Source organism: Trichocoleus desertorum AS-A10, assembly GCF_039962155.1.
GTDB lineage: Bacteria > Cyanobacteriota > Cyanobacteriia > FACHB-46 > FACHB-46 > Trichocoleus.
The window spans coordinates 233,271-250,658 of sequence record NZ_JAMPKN010000001.1; the positions used below are offsets into that span (position 1 = coordinate 233,271).

A 17,388-nucleotide genomic window follows, 5' to 3' on the forward strand; every position below is an offset into this window, starting at 1 on the left:
CCTGATAGTTTTGCGGGCGATTTACCGCTTCTGAATCTCTATACTGCGATCGCCGTCCTAAATGATTGATCAGGTTGGTAGGTTGTGAGGGCCGCACCCCATTTGGAATTTCCATAGCACCTATATTGAAAGGCAGAAGCCGATATTGCCGAGGCCAAGGTATTGTAAAGGCTAACTTGACTAGGGCTGATGGGTCTGAGGCGTAGATAGACTTGATGACAAAAGCTGGGGCTGGTTCTATTTCAAGGGATGTAGTTTAGGGTGTCTGGGAGAGTTGAGTGCTTGTGCTAAATCAATCCAGTTCTCACTTTATTCCACCCTCTCTCTCAGAAGGAAATGGGCTAGCCCTCAGTTTAGAGTCTCCACTACAGGACCTACGGCTCTATAGCTTTCAAGTTGAACTCAGCCATTTAGGGTCAGAAATTGCTCAGGTTTTTGAAAAAAACCCCTTGCTGCCAGGGGTAATTTTGCTAGAGCAAGGTGAGTTTGTCGGGATGATTTCTCGGCAGCAATTTTTGGAATATTTGCTACGTCCTCAAGGGCTAGAATTATTTCTCAACCAACCTTTGAGTGTGCTGTACAGTTATGCCCGAACCAAGCCGCTAGTTTTGCCTGCCAGCACCCCCATTGTGACAGCAGCTCAGCAAGCTCTACGGCGATCGCGCGAGTTGCTAGGGGAGCCGATTGTAGTTTACACAGAACCCCAAACCTATCAACTGCTCAACATGCACGAGTTAAACATTGCTTACTGGCAAATTCGTGGCATTGAGACGCAGGTGAGGTACGAACGAGCCCAAGCCCAAATGATTCAGACTGAGAAAATGGCCAGTTTGGGGCGCTTAGTAGATGGTATCGCCCACGAAATCTTAGATCCAGTCAGTTTTATTTGGGGCAATTTAACCCATGTTTCCAGCTATAGCCAGAACTTGCTGGAGTTAATTGCTGCCTATCAAGCTTGTCTGTCAGAACCCCCAGAAGAGATTCTCAATTTACAAGAAGACTTGGAATTGGAGTATGTGATCAAGGATCTCCCCCATACCATTGCTAGTATTCGCTCCGGAGCAGAACGGTTATCAAAACTAGCAACCAGCTTGCAAAACTTTTGTCATATTGATGAGGTTTATCCGAAGCCAGCCGATTTGCATGAGTGCCTCGACAACATTTTGTTACTCTTGAAAAGCCGCTTGACTGGGGAAATTCAGATTATTAGAAACTATGGTCAGCTCCCACCAGTTTCATGTTTTTCCGGGCAGCTAAGTCAAGTTTTTATGAATATTTTGACGAACGCGGTCGATGCCTTAATTGATCAAGCGGTTCGACAAGAGCTAGCCATTGAGTATTGCAGTCCAGGTATCCTGGCTCTGCCCCAAAAGCCTCAGATTGAAATTACCACTCAAGTTTGTCCTGCTAAGCTACTCAGCGTCGCTTCCGGAACTCGTTGGGTTTCCGTAAAAATCGCCGACAATGGTCCCGGTTTGGCTCCAGAACAACATCAACGCATTTTGGAATCGTTTTCCGTAGAGAAACGGGCTGCGAAGGAAACTAGTTTGTCTATGAGTTATCAAATTGTGACAGCTAGACATGGAGGCAAATTTGAACTGCGATCGCAACTAGGGGTTGGGACGGAGTTTACGATTCTCCTACCGTTGGTGTAATCGTCTGACCTATTCGATTAATCCCACTGGCGGAGTCAGTTCCACTCTCCGGGCCGCTAGGTCTACCACAGGGACAATCTCCTTGACGAATGGAACTAAAACCGTGGGTTGCTTAGGATTTGAAGGAGCGACCAGTTTGACTTCTAGCAAATCGTTTCCAGCAGGAATCACATCTGTGACTGTACCTAGCAGCGCTTGCGTCGCTTGATCAAACACGTCTAAGCCGATCAAGTCAATGACATGGAATTCCCCTTCTTCTAATTGGGGGCGATCACTTTCTGGCACTAATAACTTGCAGCCTTTTAGCGCCTCAGCTTGGTCGCGATCGCTAATGCCTGCCAACTGCAAGATATACATGTTTTTGCCATGCAAATAGCGGCCCTTGATCAACTCAATCGGTTGGGGTTCAGTCGCATCGGTGGGCAATAGCCAACGGGTTCCCGGCTGCTCAAAGCGTTCTGGAAAGTCGGAGTCTGGGTAAACCCGCACTTCGCCTTTCAAGCCTTGAGCGGCGACAATTTTACCAATTTGTAGCCAACCTTCAGGAACTGTGGCCAAACTTGGCGGGGTGGTATTGGTCCGGGAAGGATTAGTTTTACGGCTCTCAGGCATGGGGTTCTCGCGGATCATGGAAGAAACTCATTCACTTGCGGCTGCCAATTGATAAACTTCTGCAACCACTTTGGCTAAACGTTGCATGCCTATGGCAATTTCTTCGTTGCTAGCGGTGAGGCTAATGCGAATGCACTGCTGCTTGTGGGGCCAATCTTCACGCAAGCCTGGAAAAAACGAGCTGCCGGGGACCACAATAACACCCACCTGTTTGAGTCGCTGGTAAAACTCCCAATCTGTGAGGGGCAAGTCTTGGAGCCACAGCCAAGCAAAAATAGCACCTTCTCCGCGATGGAGCAGCCAAGGAATTTCCTGGGGCATCGCTTGATCAAGGCTCGTCTCCACGACGGTGAATTTTTCTTGGTAGTAAGGGCGAATCACTTGAGTTGAGATTTCTGCTAAGGCTCCTGAAGCGATCGCCTGGGCAGCAATCGCTTGGCCGTAACGAGAAGAGTGAATGCAAAGATTGGTTTGGAATGACTCCAACACTCGAATCACTTGCTCATCTCCGATCGCAATCCCCACCCGTTCTCCCGGTAGCCCTGCTTTAGATAAGCTCATGCAGTGAACGATATTGTCGCCAAATGCCGGAGTCATGTCTGTAAAGTTCAAGGCTGGGAAGGGTGACGCATAAGCGGAGTCAATCAAAACCGGAACATTGTGAGGAGTAGCAAGGGCGGCAATTTTTTGCACCTCTTCGTCGGTGAGGACGTTACCCGTCGGGTTGCAAGGCCGCGAAAACAACACAAACCCTGTAGTTTCGTTAATTTCTAGTTGACTGAAGTCGGGGCGATACTTGAAGCGGTGAGCGCTAGCGTCAATATCTAGTGCTGGCTTATAAGCAACTAAGGCTTCGGGAATTAAGGTAACGCCGCCATAGCCTGTGTAATCAGGGCTAAGAGGCAGGACAATTTGCTTTAGGTTGCCGCTAGTGGTATAGCCGCCAAAAGCATTTGCAGCATAGAAGTACAGGGCTTGGCTACCTGGTGTAATCAGGATGTTGCGATCGCTCAATTTGAGCCCATAGCGCTGATTAAAATCTTGGGCGATCGCCTGAATCAGCGGTTGGTAGCCTTGGCTTGACCCATAACGGCAAACCACTTCTCCATATTCATTGCTGGCTAGGAGTTCTGCGGTGCAATCTCGCCACAGTTGTTCTACTTCGGGCAAAATCACCGGATTTCCAGCACTTAAATTAATGAACTCTTGACCATCTCCGGCTCGCAGCGTTTCAATAATGTCTTTCATAATGGCTCGCACCCCAGTTAACTGGGACATTTGAGCGCCGAATTGAGTCAAGACAGGGTTCATAGAAGAACTTGGGACCAGTGCTACTTGAGGATGCTGATCAATGCTAACCGTTAGAGGGGCGCGATAGAAGCTTGTTAAACGCTGAGGTAGCTTTCAAAACTTAACTTGGCAAAAAATTTCTTTAGCTCTACTTGCAACTTTGGTAACGAAGCTTTAGAGAGTATGAAATAATTGCCCCTACCTCTCTAAGTCCTGTCAAGCTAGAACCCAGTCCCGTTACGTTGCGTCGCTTGTAGAGAGCTGATTCGAAAAGATTTGTATTTGTCCAGCCGTCGATCGAACCCCGCTAAGCACGTTGGACCCCTGATTCAGGCTTCATCTGGAGTAATGCCATTGGATAAGCCTGAGCTGAGATTTTAGTGAAGAACGAGAGCCTTAAATCCTATGACGAATACTGCCGTTATGACACCTGCTGCTAAGCTGAGTGCGAAGCTACCCCTTCCGCTGAAACGACTAGCAGACTTAGCTTACAACTACTGGTGGAGCTGGGCCAATGGCCATGTTTCTCTATTTCAAAACATTAACCCGGACGAATGGCAGCGCTCTGGGCATAATCCTGTGGCTCTCTTGGAGTCCGCCTCTTACGAACGTTTAACTCAGCTAGCAGAAGATCCCTTGTATCTCAAGCGCTTGCAAGGTTTAGCGACCCAATTCGATCGCTACATGCAAGAAACAGATACTTGGGCAAGCCGAGTAGCTCCACAACTGTCTCAAGAGCATCCTGTCGCCTATTTCTGTGCTGAGTTTGGCATCCACGAATCGCTCCCCGTTTACTCCGGTGGTTTGGGGATTTTGGCTGGGGATCACCTCAAGTCCGCTTCCGATCTAGGCGTGCCAATGATTGGGATCGGTTTACTCTACCGCCAAGGATATTTTCACCAACGTCTCAACCGCAATGGTTGGCAAGAGGATTACTATACAGACAATCCTTTTGAGCAGATGCCCTTGGAACTAATGACCAATGCCGAGGGAGAACCGATTACGGTTCAGCTACAAATCCGCCAGCGCATGGTCAAAATTCAAATTTGGCGGGTGCAAGTAGGGCGGGTGAAGCTCTACCTGCTGGATACAGACCGGGAAGACAATGATCCGATCGATCGCTGGTTGACAGGACACTTGTATGGCGGCAACCAGGAAACCCGGATCGCCCAAGAAGTTGTCTTGGGGATCGGTGGCGTTAAAGCAGTACAAGCTTTAGGAATTGAGCCTACGGTCTACCATCTAAATGAAGGTCATGCGGCGTTTTGCCTTCTAGAGTTGTCGCGATTGGAAGTGCAACGGACGAGCAAGTCTTTCTACGATATTGAAGCCTCAGTGCGCGATCGCTGTGTATTCACGACTCACACCCCTGTACCCGCAGGCCACGACGTTTTCTCGGCTGATCTGATGGATTCCTACTTTGCCAGTTTCTGGCCAGAGTTAGGGCTGTCACGAGAGCAGTTTCTCTCCTTGGGTGCCCGTCGCCTCGGTGATCCTTGGGAACCGTTTGGCATGACAGTTTTAGCCTTACGCTTGTGCCGTGGTGCCAATGGGGTCAGTGAGCTGCATGGTCAAGTGTCCCGCAAGATGTGGAGCATTCTGTACCCAGATCGCCCAGAAGACAAAGTACCGATTAGCCACATCACCAACGGTGTGCATGCCCGCACCTGGACAGCTCCCCTGCTAAGCGATTTATACGCGCAATATCTCGGCGAGAACTGGTCTGCGCGAGTGGTTGATCCCCAGATGTGGGCAGGAGTAGACCAAATTCCGAATGAGGAACTGTGGTCGCGCCACCAAATCTTGAAGGAGCGGTTAGTTGCTCATACCCGGTTTAAGGTTAAGGCATCGCGGCAAGGACGAGGTGAAGAGCCAGATCAAATTCATGCGGCGGATCACCTGCTCGATCCCAACATTCTGACGATTGGCTTTGCTCGTCGTTTCAGCCCCTATAAGCGTGGGGCGTTACTGCTGCGAAATGCGGAGCTAGCACTGCAAATTTTCGGTAACTCTGATCGCCCTGTGCAGATCATCTTTGCAGGTAAGGCTCACCCTGCCGATGAGGAAGGCAAGCGGATTATTCAGCGCTTAATGGAGTGGTGTCGTCATCATGCCATTCGCGATCGCGTGGCGTTCATTGAAGACTACGACATCTATACTGCTCAAAAGCTGATTCAAGGGGTTGATGTGTGGCTGAACAATCCTCGTCGTCCTTTAGAAGCTTCTGGGACCAGCGGCCAAAAGGTCTGCTTTAATGGCGGCCTCAACTGTAGTGTCTTAGATGGTTGGTGGTGCGAAGGCTACCAAGTTGGACCCGACGGCAAAGGTCTGAACGGTTGGGCGATCGGTGAAGATGCCAACACCAGCGACCAAGAACTGCAAGACCGCATTGACTCTGAATCGTTGTATCGGCTCCTAACCGAGGAAATTGTTCCCCTCTACTACGACCAAGATGCCAATGGCATTCCCCACGGTTGGATTCAAAAAATGAAGGCTTCGATCAAAACCAACTCCGTTGCTTTTAACACCGATCGCATGGTGGCCGACTACGTGAGGCAAATGTATGCTCCTGGTGCAGTCGTCAACGCTGAACCGATTCTGGCGAGTGCTCTGGCGTAAGTGTTTTGGCTGTTAAGTCCAGATAAAAGCACAAACAGTTAACTTAGTTTAGCGATCGAAAGCTGTCGTAGATGATGTTTCTGCGGCAGCTTTTTGTATTGAGTGCAATGTTGCCAGGTGATTTGCCGAGCTTGTGCCATTGATCCAGCGCTAGCTGATAGCCTGAGAATGAATTGGCTAAAGCTGGCCCAATCAACCGCGACCGTAGCATCTGTGAGGCACAGCTATAACGCACGAACTCAACAAACGGGAATTAACCTTGGACCACCACAATATGCTGATTTGGGAAGCTGATTTTTATCGTCGTCCCTTGCAGGATGAGCAGGGGCATCCCCTTTGGGAGTTGTTGCTTTGCGATCGCACCCGAACCTGGGAATTTAGTGCTCTGTGCCCCCAACCAGAAGCCAATGCTACTTGGGTCGTGAGCCAGCTACAGGCAGCAGCAAAAACGCAACAGCACTTCCCAGAGCGCTTGCAGGTTTTTCGGCCTCAAGCCCTAGGGTTGCTTGAGTTGGCAGGGAAAGAGCTAGGAATAACGGTGGAACCGACTCGCCGGACCTTTGCTCTAAAGCAGCTACTACGCGAGAAAGCCCAGCAGTATTCTCAGGCCAGCAGCTACGCCCAGCAGCCTTATTCGCCCCTAGCTTTAGATAAGCCGCCACCGACCCCCATTGCCGAAAATCTTCAAGGGGAACAGTGGCGATTTGCCGCGATCGCCGCAGGTCAACTCGTCGATGCTTTCCAAGACCGCCCCATCCCGATTTTGGAGATGCCCGAAATTCTCTTACCCCTCAGTTTGGGATTGGCTTCTGATTTGCCCGTACCTGGAGTAATTATTGACGCGGGCCGCCGCTCTATGAAGTTGGCTCAGTGGTTGCAGCAAGTTCATCCTGTTGCCTTAAACTACATGGCTGGGAGCCCAGACGGCTTAATTTTGGAAGCTGGTTTAGCCGAGCGTTGGGTCATGGCCACCTTTGAAGATCTAGAAGTGAAAGCTGCGGCGCAAGCCTATGAACAACGAAAACAAGGGACTCAGGGGCTGCACTTCTTACTGGTGCAACCTGATGACTCTGGAATGACCTATAGTGGCTTCTGGCTGTTGCATCCCGTGGATTAGTTGAGTGTCATTCAACTTAGTACAAAAAAGCCGCTGAAGTTGTATTGCTACAGAGTTTCAGCGGTTAGACAACCTGTTTGGGAGAGAACAATTTAACGGATTTAAAGGACGCTAGCTTCTGAGTCAGAGGAAAAGAGACCCAGTAACGGTCCTAGGATGGCACCAAAGACAAAGCCACCCGCATGAGCCCAGTAAGCCACACCGCCGCCTTCCATACCAATATTTGTGGGGGCATTCAGGCTAGCTGCGCCGTAGAAAGCTTGTTGGACAAACCACCAGCCCAAGAAGAAAAACGCTGGAATACGGACAGTAGTGATAAAGAAGCCTAGAGGTAGCAGCGTTAAGACAGACGCTTTAGGATATTTCAAGATATAGGCTCCCATCACGCCTGCGATCGCCCCACTTGCCCCTAAGGAGGGAATAGCGGAATTAGGCGAGAAAAACCACTGAGTCAGGGCTGCTAAAGCACCACAGGCTAGATAAAAAATTAAATATTTAACATGACCAAGGCGATCCTCTACATTGTTGCCAAAAATCCAGAGAAACAGCATGTTGCCTGCAATATGTAAGAAGCCACCATGCAGAAACTGCGAACTAAATAAAGTGAGCCATTCGGTGGGTCCAGCACTAACGGCTTGCCCCGCAAAACTAGCTGTTAATTCTCTAGGAACAACGGCCCAAGTGTAAAAGAACTTCTCCAATTGGCCGGGAGCCAAACTCAATTCAACTAGAAAAACTAATATATTTGCAACAATAAGGCCGTAGGTAACAAAGGGCGTGATTGTAGTCGGATTATCATCACGGAGAGGAACCACAGGCGTTTTTCCTAAGTATCTACTAGCTGGAAGATAACTGATTTAATTTAAGGCTGTCTGTTGATCTCGAGATAGATTTCTTCACAAAGTTTTCCGTTGGGATCAGCAAAAAACCCCTCACGTACTGGAGGGGTTCTTGCAAAAACTAGATCACTAAATCTATAGAAAATAGTTTTGTCAGCAGATGTCAGTTTGCTAGAAGCTTACCAACCTTTTTCAGATTGCTCTAGAACGTAGGTTGCTACATCGTCAATTTGCTGATCGCTGAGGCGGCCACCAAAAGCGGGCATGGCATTCTTACCATTTTTCACTTGGTTGGTAATGGCTTCCACAGAGTTCATGCCAAATTGGGCTAGAGCGTCCTTCTTCAGGGTCTTGTTAGCCATAATGACGTTGTTACCGCCCATATGGCAGGCAGCACAGTTAGCACTAAACACCTTGGCACCATTCGCTGCATCACCTGCGAGGGCAGGACGACCGAAACCAACAGCAAACATCGCGATCGCCACCAAGACGATAGACAATAGCTTTCTCAACACAGTTCTCCTCTACTCAATCAATACACAGCAAACCACAAGAACGCCTTGCTTAGACTATTCTACGCTTCTACAAGGCGTTTTTTAGTGAGGACGGACATCTACCCATTCATAGCTGGCAGATTCGCAAAGCGTTTGAATTTTACTCAAAAATCACTAGTACCCCAACCGGGCGCTTTTTGAGCCGCTCTGAGAACAAACGCAGCCAATTTTTCGACCTGTTCTTGAGGTAACCAGCTTTCGGGTACCTGGCGACAGACGTAATTTTCCTCGGTGCCATCATAGGTCATTGGTTGGCGCAAATAATCAACCAAATTATTGATGTTATCTCGATGGGGAACTGCTCCCTGCAAAGCAGCTAGTGATAAGGACACCGGAGGATTAGGCAGGGTAGTGCCGCCCAAATGACAGTTCTTACAATTGTTTTCAAATAAATGCTTGCCCACTACAAAGTCGTCTGGTGCAAACCAACGTGTTTGACCTTGCCCATCCAACTCCACAGCTACAGGCTCAGTTACTCGCAAATACTGAGTGATATAAGGCTCGGTGGCTGCTTGCGCGGGGCTACTGAATAACAGCATACCTAGCCAAACAACCAAAATTGCGAGTAAAGGGGGAACTGAAAAGCGTAGGCGTCGCATGACTTGAGCAACCTTTAGTGGGTCAGCAAGTGAATCAGCAGATGGCAGAAACTCTTTAGCTCAAAATCGTTAGTAGCGAGTTGGGCTCAAGTGGAAAGGCTCCAGTTTCTGCCAAAGACGATTTCCTTAATTTGGCAGGCCTTAATAATAAATTTTGCCGCCGCCCCACTTCTGGCCAACGATCTTAGGCTGTAGCAGAATATGACCTGCGATCGCCACGAGATCCTCTTCGGTTAGGTTTCTCATCTTGGGGAAGATGTCGGTGCTTTGAGTGCTGGGATGCAACTCAGCAATAGACTCAGCCCCATCATAGGTGGTGGGATTGTGCATGTAATCCACCAGCGCCTCAATGTTGGTACGAGGTGGAGTTGCTAAAGCTAGAGCTTCTGGCTCCAGACCCACGTTAGGGTCAGTCTTGGTGCCACCGCCTACGTGACATTGGCCACAAGCGTAGTTAAATAAGCGTTTGCCTTCTTGAACTTGCTTTAAGCTCAAAACAACATTTTGACCTTCGCTACTTGGGACAGTGCGGGTAGCTGCATCTAGTTCAACTGCATTAGCACTGCCGATAAAGGTTTGGAAGGCGAAAAATACAGTGGCCACAGCAAGCCAGATGTATCTTTTAAGCATGGTTCTCCTTAATGTGGCTCAGTTAGCAGATATTCAATCCTCAACACAGGTTGGCTCAACCCATTGCTCCTCATTTTTGGGAACCCATCCTCATGTCAAGGCCCAAAAACAGCCCTGGAAGTGAGGTCCTGCAAAGGTCAGGATTGAGCCTTTCTAATATCAATATCATGCCACTGAGGGGGCCCTTTCCCAATAGAACGACTCGTTGAGTTTCTACAAGGGGTTTGCAGGACTGAGAGAAACAGTTTCCGGCAAATGTACAAAGTGCGAGGCCGCCGGGACAGGCTGGTGCAAGCGAATCAGTTGCGCTAGGGTCTTCTTCAGTTGCGTTCGAGGAACGATCGCATCTACAAAGCCATGTTCCAGCAGATATTCAGCGGTTTGGAAGTTCTCAGGTAGTTTCTCTCGCAGCGTTTGCTCAACCACCCGTCTACCCGCAAAACCAATGGTGGCTTTTGGCTCTGCCAGAATAATGTCACCGAGCATGGCAAAGCTAGCAGTCACTCCACCTGTGGTCGGGTGGGTCAAGATGGGAATGTAAAGGAGCCGCGCCTCTCGATGCCGTTCTAAAGCTCCAGAGATCTTAGCCATCTGCATCAAGCTGAGCATGCCCTCTTGCATCCGGGCTCCGCCAGAGGCGCACACAAGCATGACTGGCAACCGCTCACGAGTCGCTCGTTCAATGAGGCGGGTAAATTTCTCGCCCACGACTGAACCCATGCTGCCACCCATAAACCGGAAGTCCATGACCCCCAACGCGACGGGCAAGCCTTCTAGTTGGCCCAGCCCTGTTTGGACACCGTCGGGCAAGCCTGTTTTGTCCTGCATTTCTCGAATGCGATCGCCGTAGCCCTTGCGATCGCGAAACTTCAGCGGGTCGATCGGACGAATCGCCGTGTCCAAAGCTAGCCAAGTGTTGGCATCAATGAGCTGGCGGACGCGCTCGTCACTGAAGACTCGAATGTGGTGATTGCACTCTAAGCAAACCATCTGATTTGCCCGCAGGTCTTTGGTGTAGGTCAGAGCGCCGCACGACTCACACTTAGTCCATAGACCATCTGCAATTTCTCGTTCTTGCCGTTCCTTGCTGGTCGGCTCTGCCTTTCGTCGATTTGCAAACCAATCAAATAGAGACATGAAAGCGATTGATTCCTTTTATTTTGTTATTTCTATTCCAATCAGCCCCAAGCAGGCAAAATCCTGAATTTAAGCTTTAATGACCTAGCCAGAATGGCCTAGTCAGTCTCGATCAAAACAGCTTTGATACTCCAGTAAAAATTTTGCTACAGCAATTACTGTAGACCGAAAGTTTTCTTGTGAGTTGCTAACGAGTTGATGTGAATTTGGTTCACCCGCTTTTGTTATCCCTCTGTTTGCTCTTCTTCCATAGGGCTAATGAGGAGTAGAGCTGTCCATTGGTCTTCGACACGCACTTGTAGAGCAGCAGGACTTCCTAGCCCCAAATAAGGCGCTACACCTAAGTCAAGCACCCGAGCTGGAATTTGATGAGCAGCCAAAACCTGCTGCATAATTTCCGCTTCCCAACGGGTACTCGTCGTTCGTAATGTGATCCATGACACGGAGGGATTGTATCAAAAATATGGGAATTTTATCAAAAGATTAAGGAAGTGAAGAGTTTAGGGCTTATCGGCGATCGCTACTTATAGAGCCGGAAAAAATAGCTGTAAGTAGCCTGAGATAATGGCTTCGCCCCATAACGCCGCAATTATAGCTCCTAACGCCAGGAAGGGTCCAAACGGCATTTGTTGACGCCGACCCAGCCAGCCAAAAGCGATCGCCCCGCCTCCCACGAAAGCACCGACTCCACAGGCGACAAACCCTGCTAGCAGCAAATATTTCCAACCGAGCCAAGCGCCCATCATGGCAGCTAGTTTGGCATCGCCTGCTCCCATTGCCTCTTGTCCCAAGGCGATCGAACCAGCCAGAGTGATGAGGTTGAGTAACCACAGACCCAAAACGGCACCAATCACCCCCACCATTAGTTGGCTGACGACTGGAGTGACGCTAAAACTCAGCACCGAACCAACAGCAACTTGGAAACCTAAGCCCACCAACAAACCGGATCGAGTCAGCGGTTCTGGCAGGGTCATGGTATCTAGATCAATCAAGGATAGGGCTAGCAACCAACTGACAAAGGTCCAGTAACCCAAAGTTTGGACGGAAAAACCAAAAATTAGAAAAACCAGCACAAAAAGAGCACCCGTTGCGGCTTCTACCAACGGGTACCGAATAGAGATAGGGCTTTTGCAATAACGGCAACGTCCCCGTAGCCACAGCCAGCCTAAAACCGGGACATTGTCTTGCTTACCTAAGCGGTGCGAACATTGGGGGCAGCGTGAAGGTGGCCAAAGAACGGATAAGCCTGCGGGTAAGCGATAGACCACGACATTCAGAAAACTGCCGATAGAGGCACCGAGGGTAAAGGCAATCAGAGCGGTGAGAATGGTAAACAGGGTGTCCATAACCAAGGCTTTAGTTTGGCAGTAGTGGCCGAACGGTTATGGTCAGGTTACTGAACATTAGGGCACTTAGAGGCTCTAGTGGCTCCAAACTGCCAGCACTCATTCAGCGTTAATAAAGTTCTGACTCAATTTGATTGAACGGCACGAAACACTCTTGGGGAAGTAAGACGGGCCTGCCAGAGAAGATTAGTTTGCCCCGATGGGTGTAGCGATCGATCGCGACTCCGAGAGGAGGTTGCGTCAGTTCGGGGTGTACTTCGTAGTAAGTCCGATAAATTTGCCGCGCGGCTCTAATAATTGCTGGGTCCACAAAGACGGGAAACTCCACATCTTCTATCCTATTTTCGGGTCGTTGTTGGGAAACGTATACCACAAACCTATCCCTAATTTTTACGCTCGACTTTAGTCGATTTGGGTGATTACAGCAAGAGTGGAAGAGAAAATTGTTGGTTTTTGGCGATTAGCGATCGGTTTTTAGCTTTAACTTTTAGCGATTAGTTTTTGGCTAATTACCCACTGCTAATCGCTAATTGCTAACCACCACTACTGAGCCTTCTCCAGTGCTTGAATCAAAGCATCTCCCATCGCTCGGCAACCGACTAGAGTGTTGCCTTCAGACATGATGTCTCCGGTGCGGTAGCCTTGGTCGAGCACCTGCATCACCGCTTGCTCAATGCGATCGCCTGCCTCCGGTTGATTCAGTCCGTAGCGTAGCATCATAGCTGCACTGAGCACTTGCGCGATCGGGTTAGCTTTGTCTTGCCCCGCAATATCGGGTGCGGAGCCATGAACTGGCTCATAAACACCAGGGCCAGAAGCTCCCAAGCTAGCCGAGGGGAGCATGCCGATACTCCCGGTCAGCATAGCAGCAGCGTCGGACAAAATATCACCAAACAGATTACTGGTGAGAATGGTGTCAAACTGCTTGGGCCAACGCACTAATTGCATTGCCGCGTTGTCTACATACATGTGAGACAGCTCTACGTCTGAGTATTCGGCAGACAACTGGGTCACGCGATCGCGCCACAACTGCGACACATCCAGCACATTGGCTTTATCGACAGAGCACAGTTTCTTGCCCCGCTTTTGAGCTGTCTCAAAGCCGACTTTGGCAATGCGATCGATTTCTGATTCGGTGTAAGCCATTGTGTTGACACCCCGCTTCTCACCGGATTCCGTTGCGAAGATGCCTTTGGGCTGACCAAAATAAACACCACCCGTTAGCTCTCGCACCACCATGATGTCAATGCCTTCCACGACTTCGCGCTTCAGGCTGGAAGCATCAATCAATTGAGGCAAAATTTTGGCAGGACGTAAGTTAGCAAAGAGTTCCAGACCTGAGCGGAGCCCCAGTAGACCAGTTTCAGGGCGCAGGTGCCGGGGTAATGTGTCCCATTTATAACCCCCGATCGCGGCTAACAAGACAGCATCGCTGTTACGGCAGGTTTCTAGAGTTTCTTGAGGCAGCGGTTCACCTGTAGCATCGATCGCGGCTCCCCCAATCAATGCCGATTGAAAATCGAATTCTAGATTGAGTTGCTGGCCTACAACTTTCAGCACGTCTACCGACACTGCCATGATTTCAGGGCCAATGCCATCGCCAGGTAGAAGGGTAATTCGGTACTGCTGTGCCATAGGTCAACTCAAAGGGAACGGTGGAAGTACTCACAGGGTATTTATCATACCTGGCAAGGGCACCAACCAGTAGGGCGCATCGTAAACAGAAAACCCGCAAAAACTAGGGTCAACACTAGTCTTTACGGGTAACAAGGCTAAATCAAGAATTAGCGACTACTGCACGACGTTGTGCAAATTGCCTGCGGATTCAGGACGAGCTTGACGAGCGCGGATATCTTGCTCAGCTTTTTGAGTTTTAGCCCCTACATCAGAATTAGGTTGGCTCAAGCGGATATTACCTTCGGCTTGGCGAACTTTGCCACGAATTTGGTCTTCGCGATCGCCTGTCAAATTACCTTTAATTTCCTGGGTTTTGCCCTGTAGGCTTTGGACAAATCCTGTTACTTCTTGGCCTACATCATTACCACCCTGGCTAGAAGCAGCCAAGCTAGGCTGAGCCAAGGCTACATTAGCCAAGGTCAGCACCAATCCTAAGACAACAGCGGTTAGAACTCGACGAATTTGCTGAAGTAAATTCACTTCAATCTCCTCTAAAAAATTTGTTTTTGCCACGAAAATATGACGACTTCAACCTATCGAAAATTCTGCGTCTAACCCTCTTTCGTAAGGGATAAGCCAATGGTTAAAACACGGGTGATAACCTGCTTAGAACAGGATTTGAAGGACCAGAGCCGCAATTAATGAAGAGCTTCAACAGGCCTGCTGTAGAGATACAGGAAAATTCTCTTGTCCACCATCATGTTCAGCTCGCATTTCTCTCGGCGGTTCCGATTGGAGTACTCGGAGGGCTAATTGGTCTAGGATGCGAGTGTTTCATAAGTCCCGATGAAGCGCTGTGGCTATCTGAACCTGGGATGAGTTCCAGTTGAAATCGCCAGTCTTTCCCGCTAATTCAGCCATCAACGAACCACCCAATGTTTTAGGATTTCTGCTGATTTGTTGTTAGGATGACGCTGTAAAGTACGGCAATGGCTTGCAGCGATCGCCTATGACCCGTGCCCCCCTAGTCGAGCGCATTCAGCAATTTAATCAAGGTCGCGACCCCCAACTGCTGCACCGCAAATACAAGGCGATGCAACGAACTCCGTTTGTCTTTTTGCGCGGAACTTGCCATCTGTTTTATCAAGATTGGCCCAGTACATCGGCTTTGAATCAAGCGCCTCTGAGTTGGATTTGTGGCGATCTACATCTAGAAAACTTTGGCACGTTCAAGGGTGATAACCGCTTAACCTACTTTGACCTGAACGATTTTGATGAAGCTGTGCTGGCTCCCTGTACTTGGGATGTCACTCGGTTTCTCACTAGCATTTTTGTCGGAGCCAACACCCTAGGTTTGGGCCACACAGACGCGATCGCTTTGGCCCAATCTTTTCTCGCCCACTACAAGCAGGCGCTTGCGACAGGCAAAGCAGGCTGGATTGAACGCAGCACCGCCACTGGCTTAGTCCAAGAACTTTTGAGTCAGCTCAAGCAGCGCCAACGTCCAGATTTTTTGAATAACCGCACTGAGATCAAGGGCAATACTCGCCGCATTCGCTTAGATGGCAAACGAGCCTTGCCAATTGAAGCTGCTGAGCGCAAAAAAATCACCGCTTTGATTGAGAAATTTAGAGCGCAGCAAACCAAACCTAAGTTTTTTAAGCTGCTGGATGTGGCTCAGCGAGCAGCGGGCACTGGCAGCTTAGGGATTGAGCGCTACATCTTGTTAGTGGTAGGGCATGGCTCGCCTAACGGCAACTACCTGCTCGATCTCAAGCAAGCTCACTCCTCCGCCTTGCAACCTTACCTGACAGTGGCTCAACCGCAATGGCCCAACGAAGCAGAGCGGATCGTGGCTGTTCACAAACGAGTTCAGGCTTGTCCGCCCGCCCTGCTCAAAGCGGTGACTCAGGACAATAAATCCTTTGTTTTGACCGAACTGCAACCTTTTGAAAGCCGAGTCAACTTAGAAGCCAATCGCGGCAGACTGAAGCGTTTAGAAAAGGTAATCGCGACGATGGGCGAGGTGGTTGCTTGGGCGCAGTTGCGCAGCGGCGGGCGGCAGGGTTCAGCGATCGCGGATGAGCTGATCGACTTTGCCCAACAAGCAACTTGGCAGGCCACAGCGGTGGACTATGCCCAAAATTACAGTCAGCAGGTGGAGAGAGATTGGCGTGAATTTCGCGAAGCCCTCAAGGATGGTTCAGTCGAGCAACCCCACTCAGAAGCAGTGCCAGTCGCTTCTGTATCCACCTGATTTATTATCGCAACTGAATATTTTTTAACCATAAAAATAATGCTGCTATTAGGCACTAGCAAGAAATTGATTGTGCCAGTTGTTTCAATTCTATAAACCAGATGCCAAAGCAATAGGTGAAAGGCTAGCCTTGCTGTTAACTTGCATCGCTCCTCAGCACCTATGGCACAAGAATTAGCAGTTCGGACTCGTGGGCTGACTAAGCAGTTCGACCGTCACCTTGCGGTTCATGATTTAGATTTAGAAATTGCAGCGGGGGAAGTTTACGGACTGATTGGCCCTAATGGGGCGGGAAAAACTACGTTAATTCGCATGTTGGCGGCAGCAGAAGAACCAACCACAGGCGAGATTTTTATCAACGGCGATCGCTTGTTGCGAGACCACAGCAACCCCAATCTGAAGCGGCGGCTGGGTTACTTACCCGACGACTTTCCTCTCTACGATGACCTCACCGTTTGGGACTACCTAGACTACTTTGCGCGGCTCTACCGCTTACAAGAACCCCGGCGGACTCGGCGTTTGCGAGATGTGCTGGAACTGGTGCAACTGAGCCACAAAAGAAATAGTGCGATCGCCACCCTGTCTCGCGGCATGAAGCAGCGACTCAGTCTCGCACGCACGATTATTCATGAGCCAATTCTGCTGCTCTTGGATGAACCTGTGTCAGGTCTCGACCCGATCGCCCGGATGCAGTTTCGCGAAATTATCAAGGTTTTGCGCGAAGCGGGTATGACAATTTTGATTTCGTCACACGTCCTCAGCGACTTGGCCGAGCTTTGCACCTCGGTCGGCATCATGGAGCTGGGCTATTTGGTCGAAAGCGCTTCTCTCAAAGACCTATATCGTCGCCTCAGTCGGCAGCAAATTGTGGTAGCGACGCTGGGCAGTTTAGATGCGTTGCAGGCGGAGTTGAGAAATCACTCCTCGGTAGAAGGTTACGAAATCGTACCCGGAACTCAGCAAGTACGAGTGCAGTTTTCGGGTGGGGCTGAAGAGAGTGCTGTGCTGTTGCGATCACTGGTCGCCGCCGGAATTCCCCTCACCGAATTTCATTGCACACAGGAAGACCTAGAAACGATTTTCCTCAAATTGGGACACAAGCAAGCGTCTTAGAAA

General features: G+C 49.7%; 17 protein-coding genes. 5 read left to right on the plus strand and 12 right to left on the minus strand.

All coding sequences use genetic code 11. The features are described 5' to 3' along the window. Positions 1 to 284: 284 nt before the first annotated feature. Positions 285 to 1,655 (plus strand): sensor histidine kinase, encoded by a 1,371-nt coding sequence (locus tag NDA01_RS01005; RefSeq protein WP_431193275.1) that lies wholly within the window; start codon positions 285 to 287, stop codon positions 1,653 to 1,655. Between the two features lie 9 nt (positions 1,656 to 1,664). On the opposite strand, the gene rimM is transcribed toward NDA01_RS01005, so the two are convergent. Further along, a complete protein-coding gene (gene rimM / locus NDA01_RS01010; protein ID WP_348226555.1) occupies positions 1,665 to 2,285 on the minus strand; it encodes a ribosome maturation factor RimM in 621 nt (206 codons plus the stop codon). A gap of 9 nt (positions 2,286 to 2,294) precedes the next feature. After that, positions 2,295 to 3,578, minus strand: coding sequence for a valine--pyruvate transaminase (locus NDA01_RS01015; protein ID WP_348226556.1), 1,284 nt, complete (start codon positions 3,576 to 3,578; stop codon positions 2,295 to 2,297). 384 nt (positions 3,579 to 3,962) lie between these two features. On the opposite strand from NDA01_RS01015, the gene glgP reads away from it, so the two are divergent. Continuing rightward, positions 3,963 to 6,176 carry an alpha-glucan family phosphorylase gene (glgP, locus tag NDA01_RS01020; RefSeq protein WP_348226557.1) on the plus strand — a complete coding sequence of 738 codons (2,214 nt, stop codon included), beginning with the start codon at positions 3,963 to 3,965 and terminating at the stop codon, positions 6,174 to 6,176. A gap of 259 nt (positions 6,177 to 6,435) precedes the next feature. After that, entirely contained in the window at positions 6,436 to 7,293 is an 858-nt protein-coding gene (locus NDA01_RS01025; protein ID WP_431193276.1) for a Tab2/Atab2 family RNA-binding protein, read from the plus strand. A gap of 101 nt (positions 7,294 to 7,394) precedes the next feature. Here the strand turns inward: NDA01_RS01025 and NDA01_RS01030 are convergent, their stop codons facing one another. The 10 genes from NDA01_RS01030 to NDA01_RS01075 form a co-directional block, all read right to left on the minus strand. Next, positions 7,395 to 8,108, minus strand: coding sequence for a rhomboid family intramembrane serine protease (locus NDA01_RS01030; protein WP_190434205.1), 714 nt, complete (start codon positions 8,106 to 8,108; stop codon positions 7,395 to 7,397). Between the two features lie 203 nt (positions 8,109 to 8,311). Next, the gene (gene petJ / locus NDA01_RS01035) at positions 8,312 to 8,647 is read right to left on the minus strand and encodes a cytochrome c6 PetJ (RefSeq protein WP_370527470.1); all 336 of its coding nucleotides are present in this window, start codon (positions 8,645 to 8,647) and stop codon (positions 8,312 to 8,314) included. A 143-nt stretch (positions 8,648 to 8,790) separates the two neighbouring features. Next, a complete protein-coding gene (psbV2, locus tag NDA01_RS01040) occupies positions 8,791 to 9,285 on the minus strand; it encodes a photosystem II cytochrome PsbV2 (RefSeq protein WP_348226558.1) in 495 nt (164 codons plus the stop codon). A 141-nt stretch (positions 9,286 to 9,426) separates the two neighbouring features. Next, entirely contained in the window at positions 9,427 to 9,915 is a 489-nt protein-coding gene (gene psbV, locus NDA01_RS01045; RefSeq protein WP_190434201.1) for a photosystem II cytochrome c-550, read from the minus strand. A 213-nt stretch (positions 9,916 to 10,128) separates the two neighbouring features. Continuing rightward, complete coding sequence (gene accD, locus NDA01_RS01050) at positions 10,129 to 11,052, minus strand: acetyl-CoA carboxylase, carboxyltransferase subunit beta (protein ID WP_190561286.1); 924 nt, start codon at positions 11,050 to 11,052, stop codon at positions 10,129 to 10,131. Between the two features lie 224 nt (positions 11,053 to 11,276). Then, on the minus strand, positions 11,277 to 11,495 hold the full coding sequence (locus tag NDA01_RS01055) for a hypothetical protein (RefSeq protein WP_348226559.1): 219 nt from the start codon (positions 11,493 to 11,495) through the stop codon (positions 11,277 to 11,279). Between the two features lie 81 nt (positions 11,496 to 11,576). Further along, positions 11,577 to 12,398, minus strand: a complete 822-nt coding sequence (locus tag NDA01_RS01060) for a prepilin peptidase (RefSeq protein ID WP_348226560.1) — start codon at positions 12,396 to 12,398, stop codon at positions 11,577 to 11,579. Positions 12,399 to 12,507: 109 nt separating this feature from the next. Next, positions 12,508 to 12,771, minus strand: coding sequence for a hypothetical protein (locus NDA01_RS01065; protein ID WP_190434193.1), 264 nt, complete (start codon positions 12,769 to 12,771; stop codon positions 12,508 to 12,510). Between the two features lie 170 nt (positions 12,772 to 12,941). Then, a complete protein-coding gene (gene leuB / locus NDA01_RS01070; protein WP_348226561.1) occupies positions 12,942 to 14,033 on the minus strand; it encodes a 3-isopropylmalate dehydrogenase in 1,092 nt (363 codons plus the stop codon). Between the two features lie 156 nt (positions 14,034 to 14,189). Next, positions 14,190 to 14,588 carry a hypothetical protein gene (locus NDA01_RS01075; RefSeq protein WP_348226562.1) on the minus strand — a complete coding sequence of 133 codons (399 nt, stop codon included), beginning with the start codon at positions 14,586 to 14,588 and terminating at the stop codon, positions 14,190 to 14,192. A gap of 436 nt (positions 14,589 to 15,024) precedes the next feature. On the opposite strand from NDA01_RS01075, the gene NDA01_RS01080 reads away from it, so the two are divergent. Both NDA01_RS01080 and NDA01_RS01085 read left to right on the plus strand, forming a co-directional pair. Then, a complete protein-coding gene (locus NDA01_RS01080; protein ID WP_348226563.1) occupies positions 15,025 to 16,272 on the plus strand; it encodes a DUF2252 domain-containing protein in 1,248 nt (415 codons plus the stop codon). Positions 16,273 to 16,434: 162 nt separating this feature from the next. Continuing rightward, a complete protein-coding gene (locus NDA01_RS01085; protein ID WP_348226564.1) occupies positions 16,435 to 17,385 on the plus strand; it encodes an ABC transporter ATP-binding protein in 951 nt (316 codons plus the stop codon). Positions 17,386 to 17,388 lie beyond the last annotated feature (3 nt).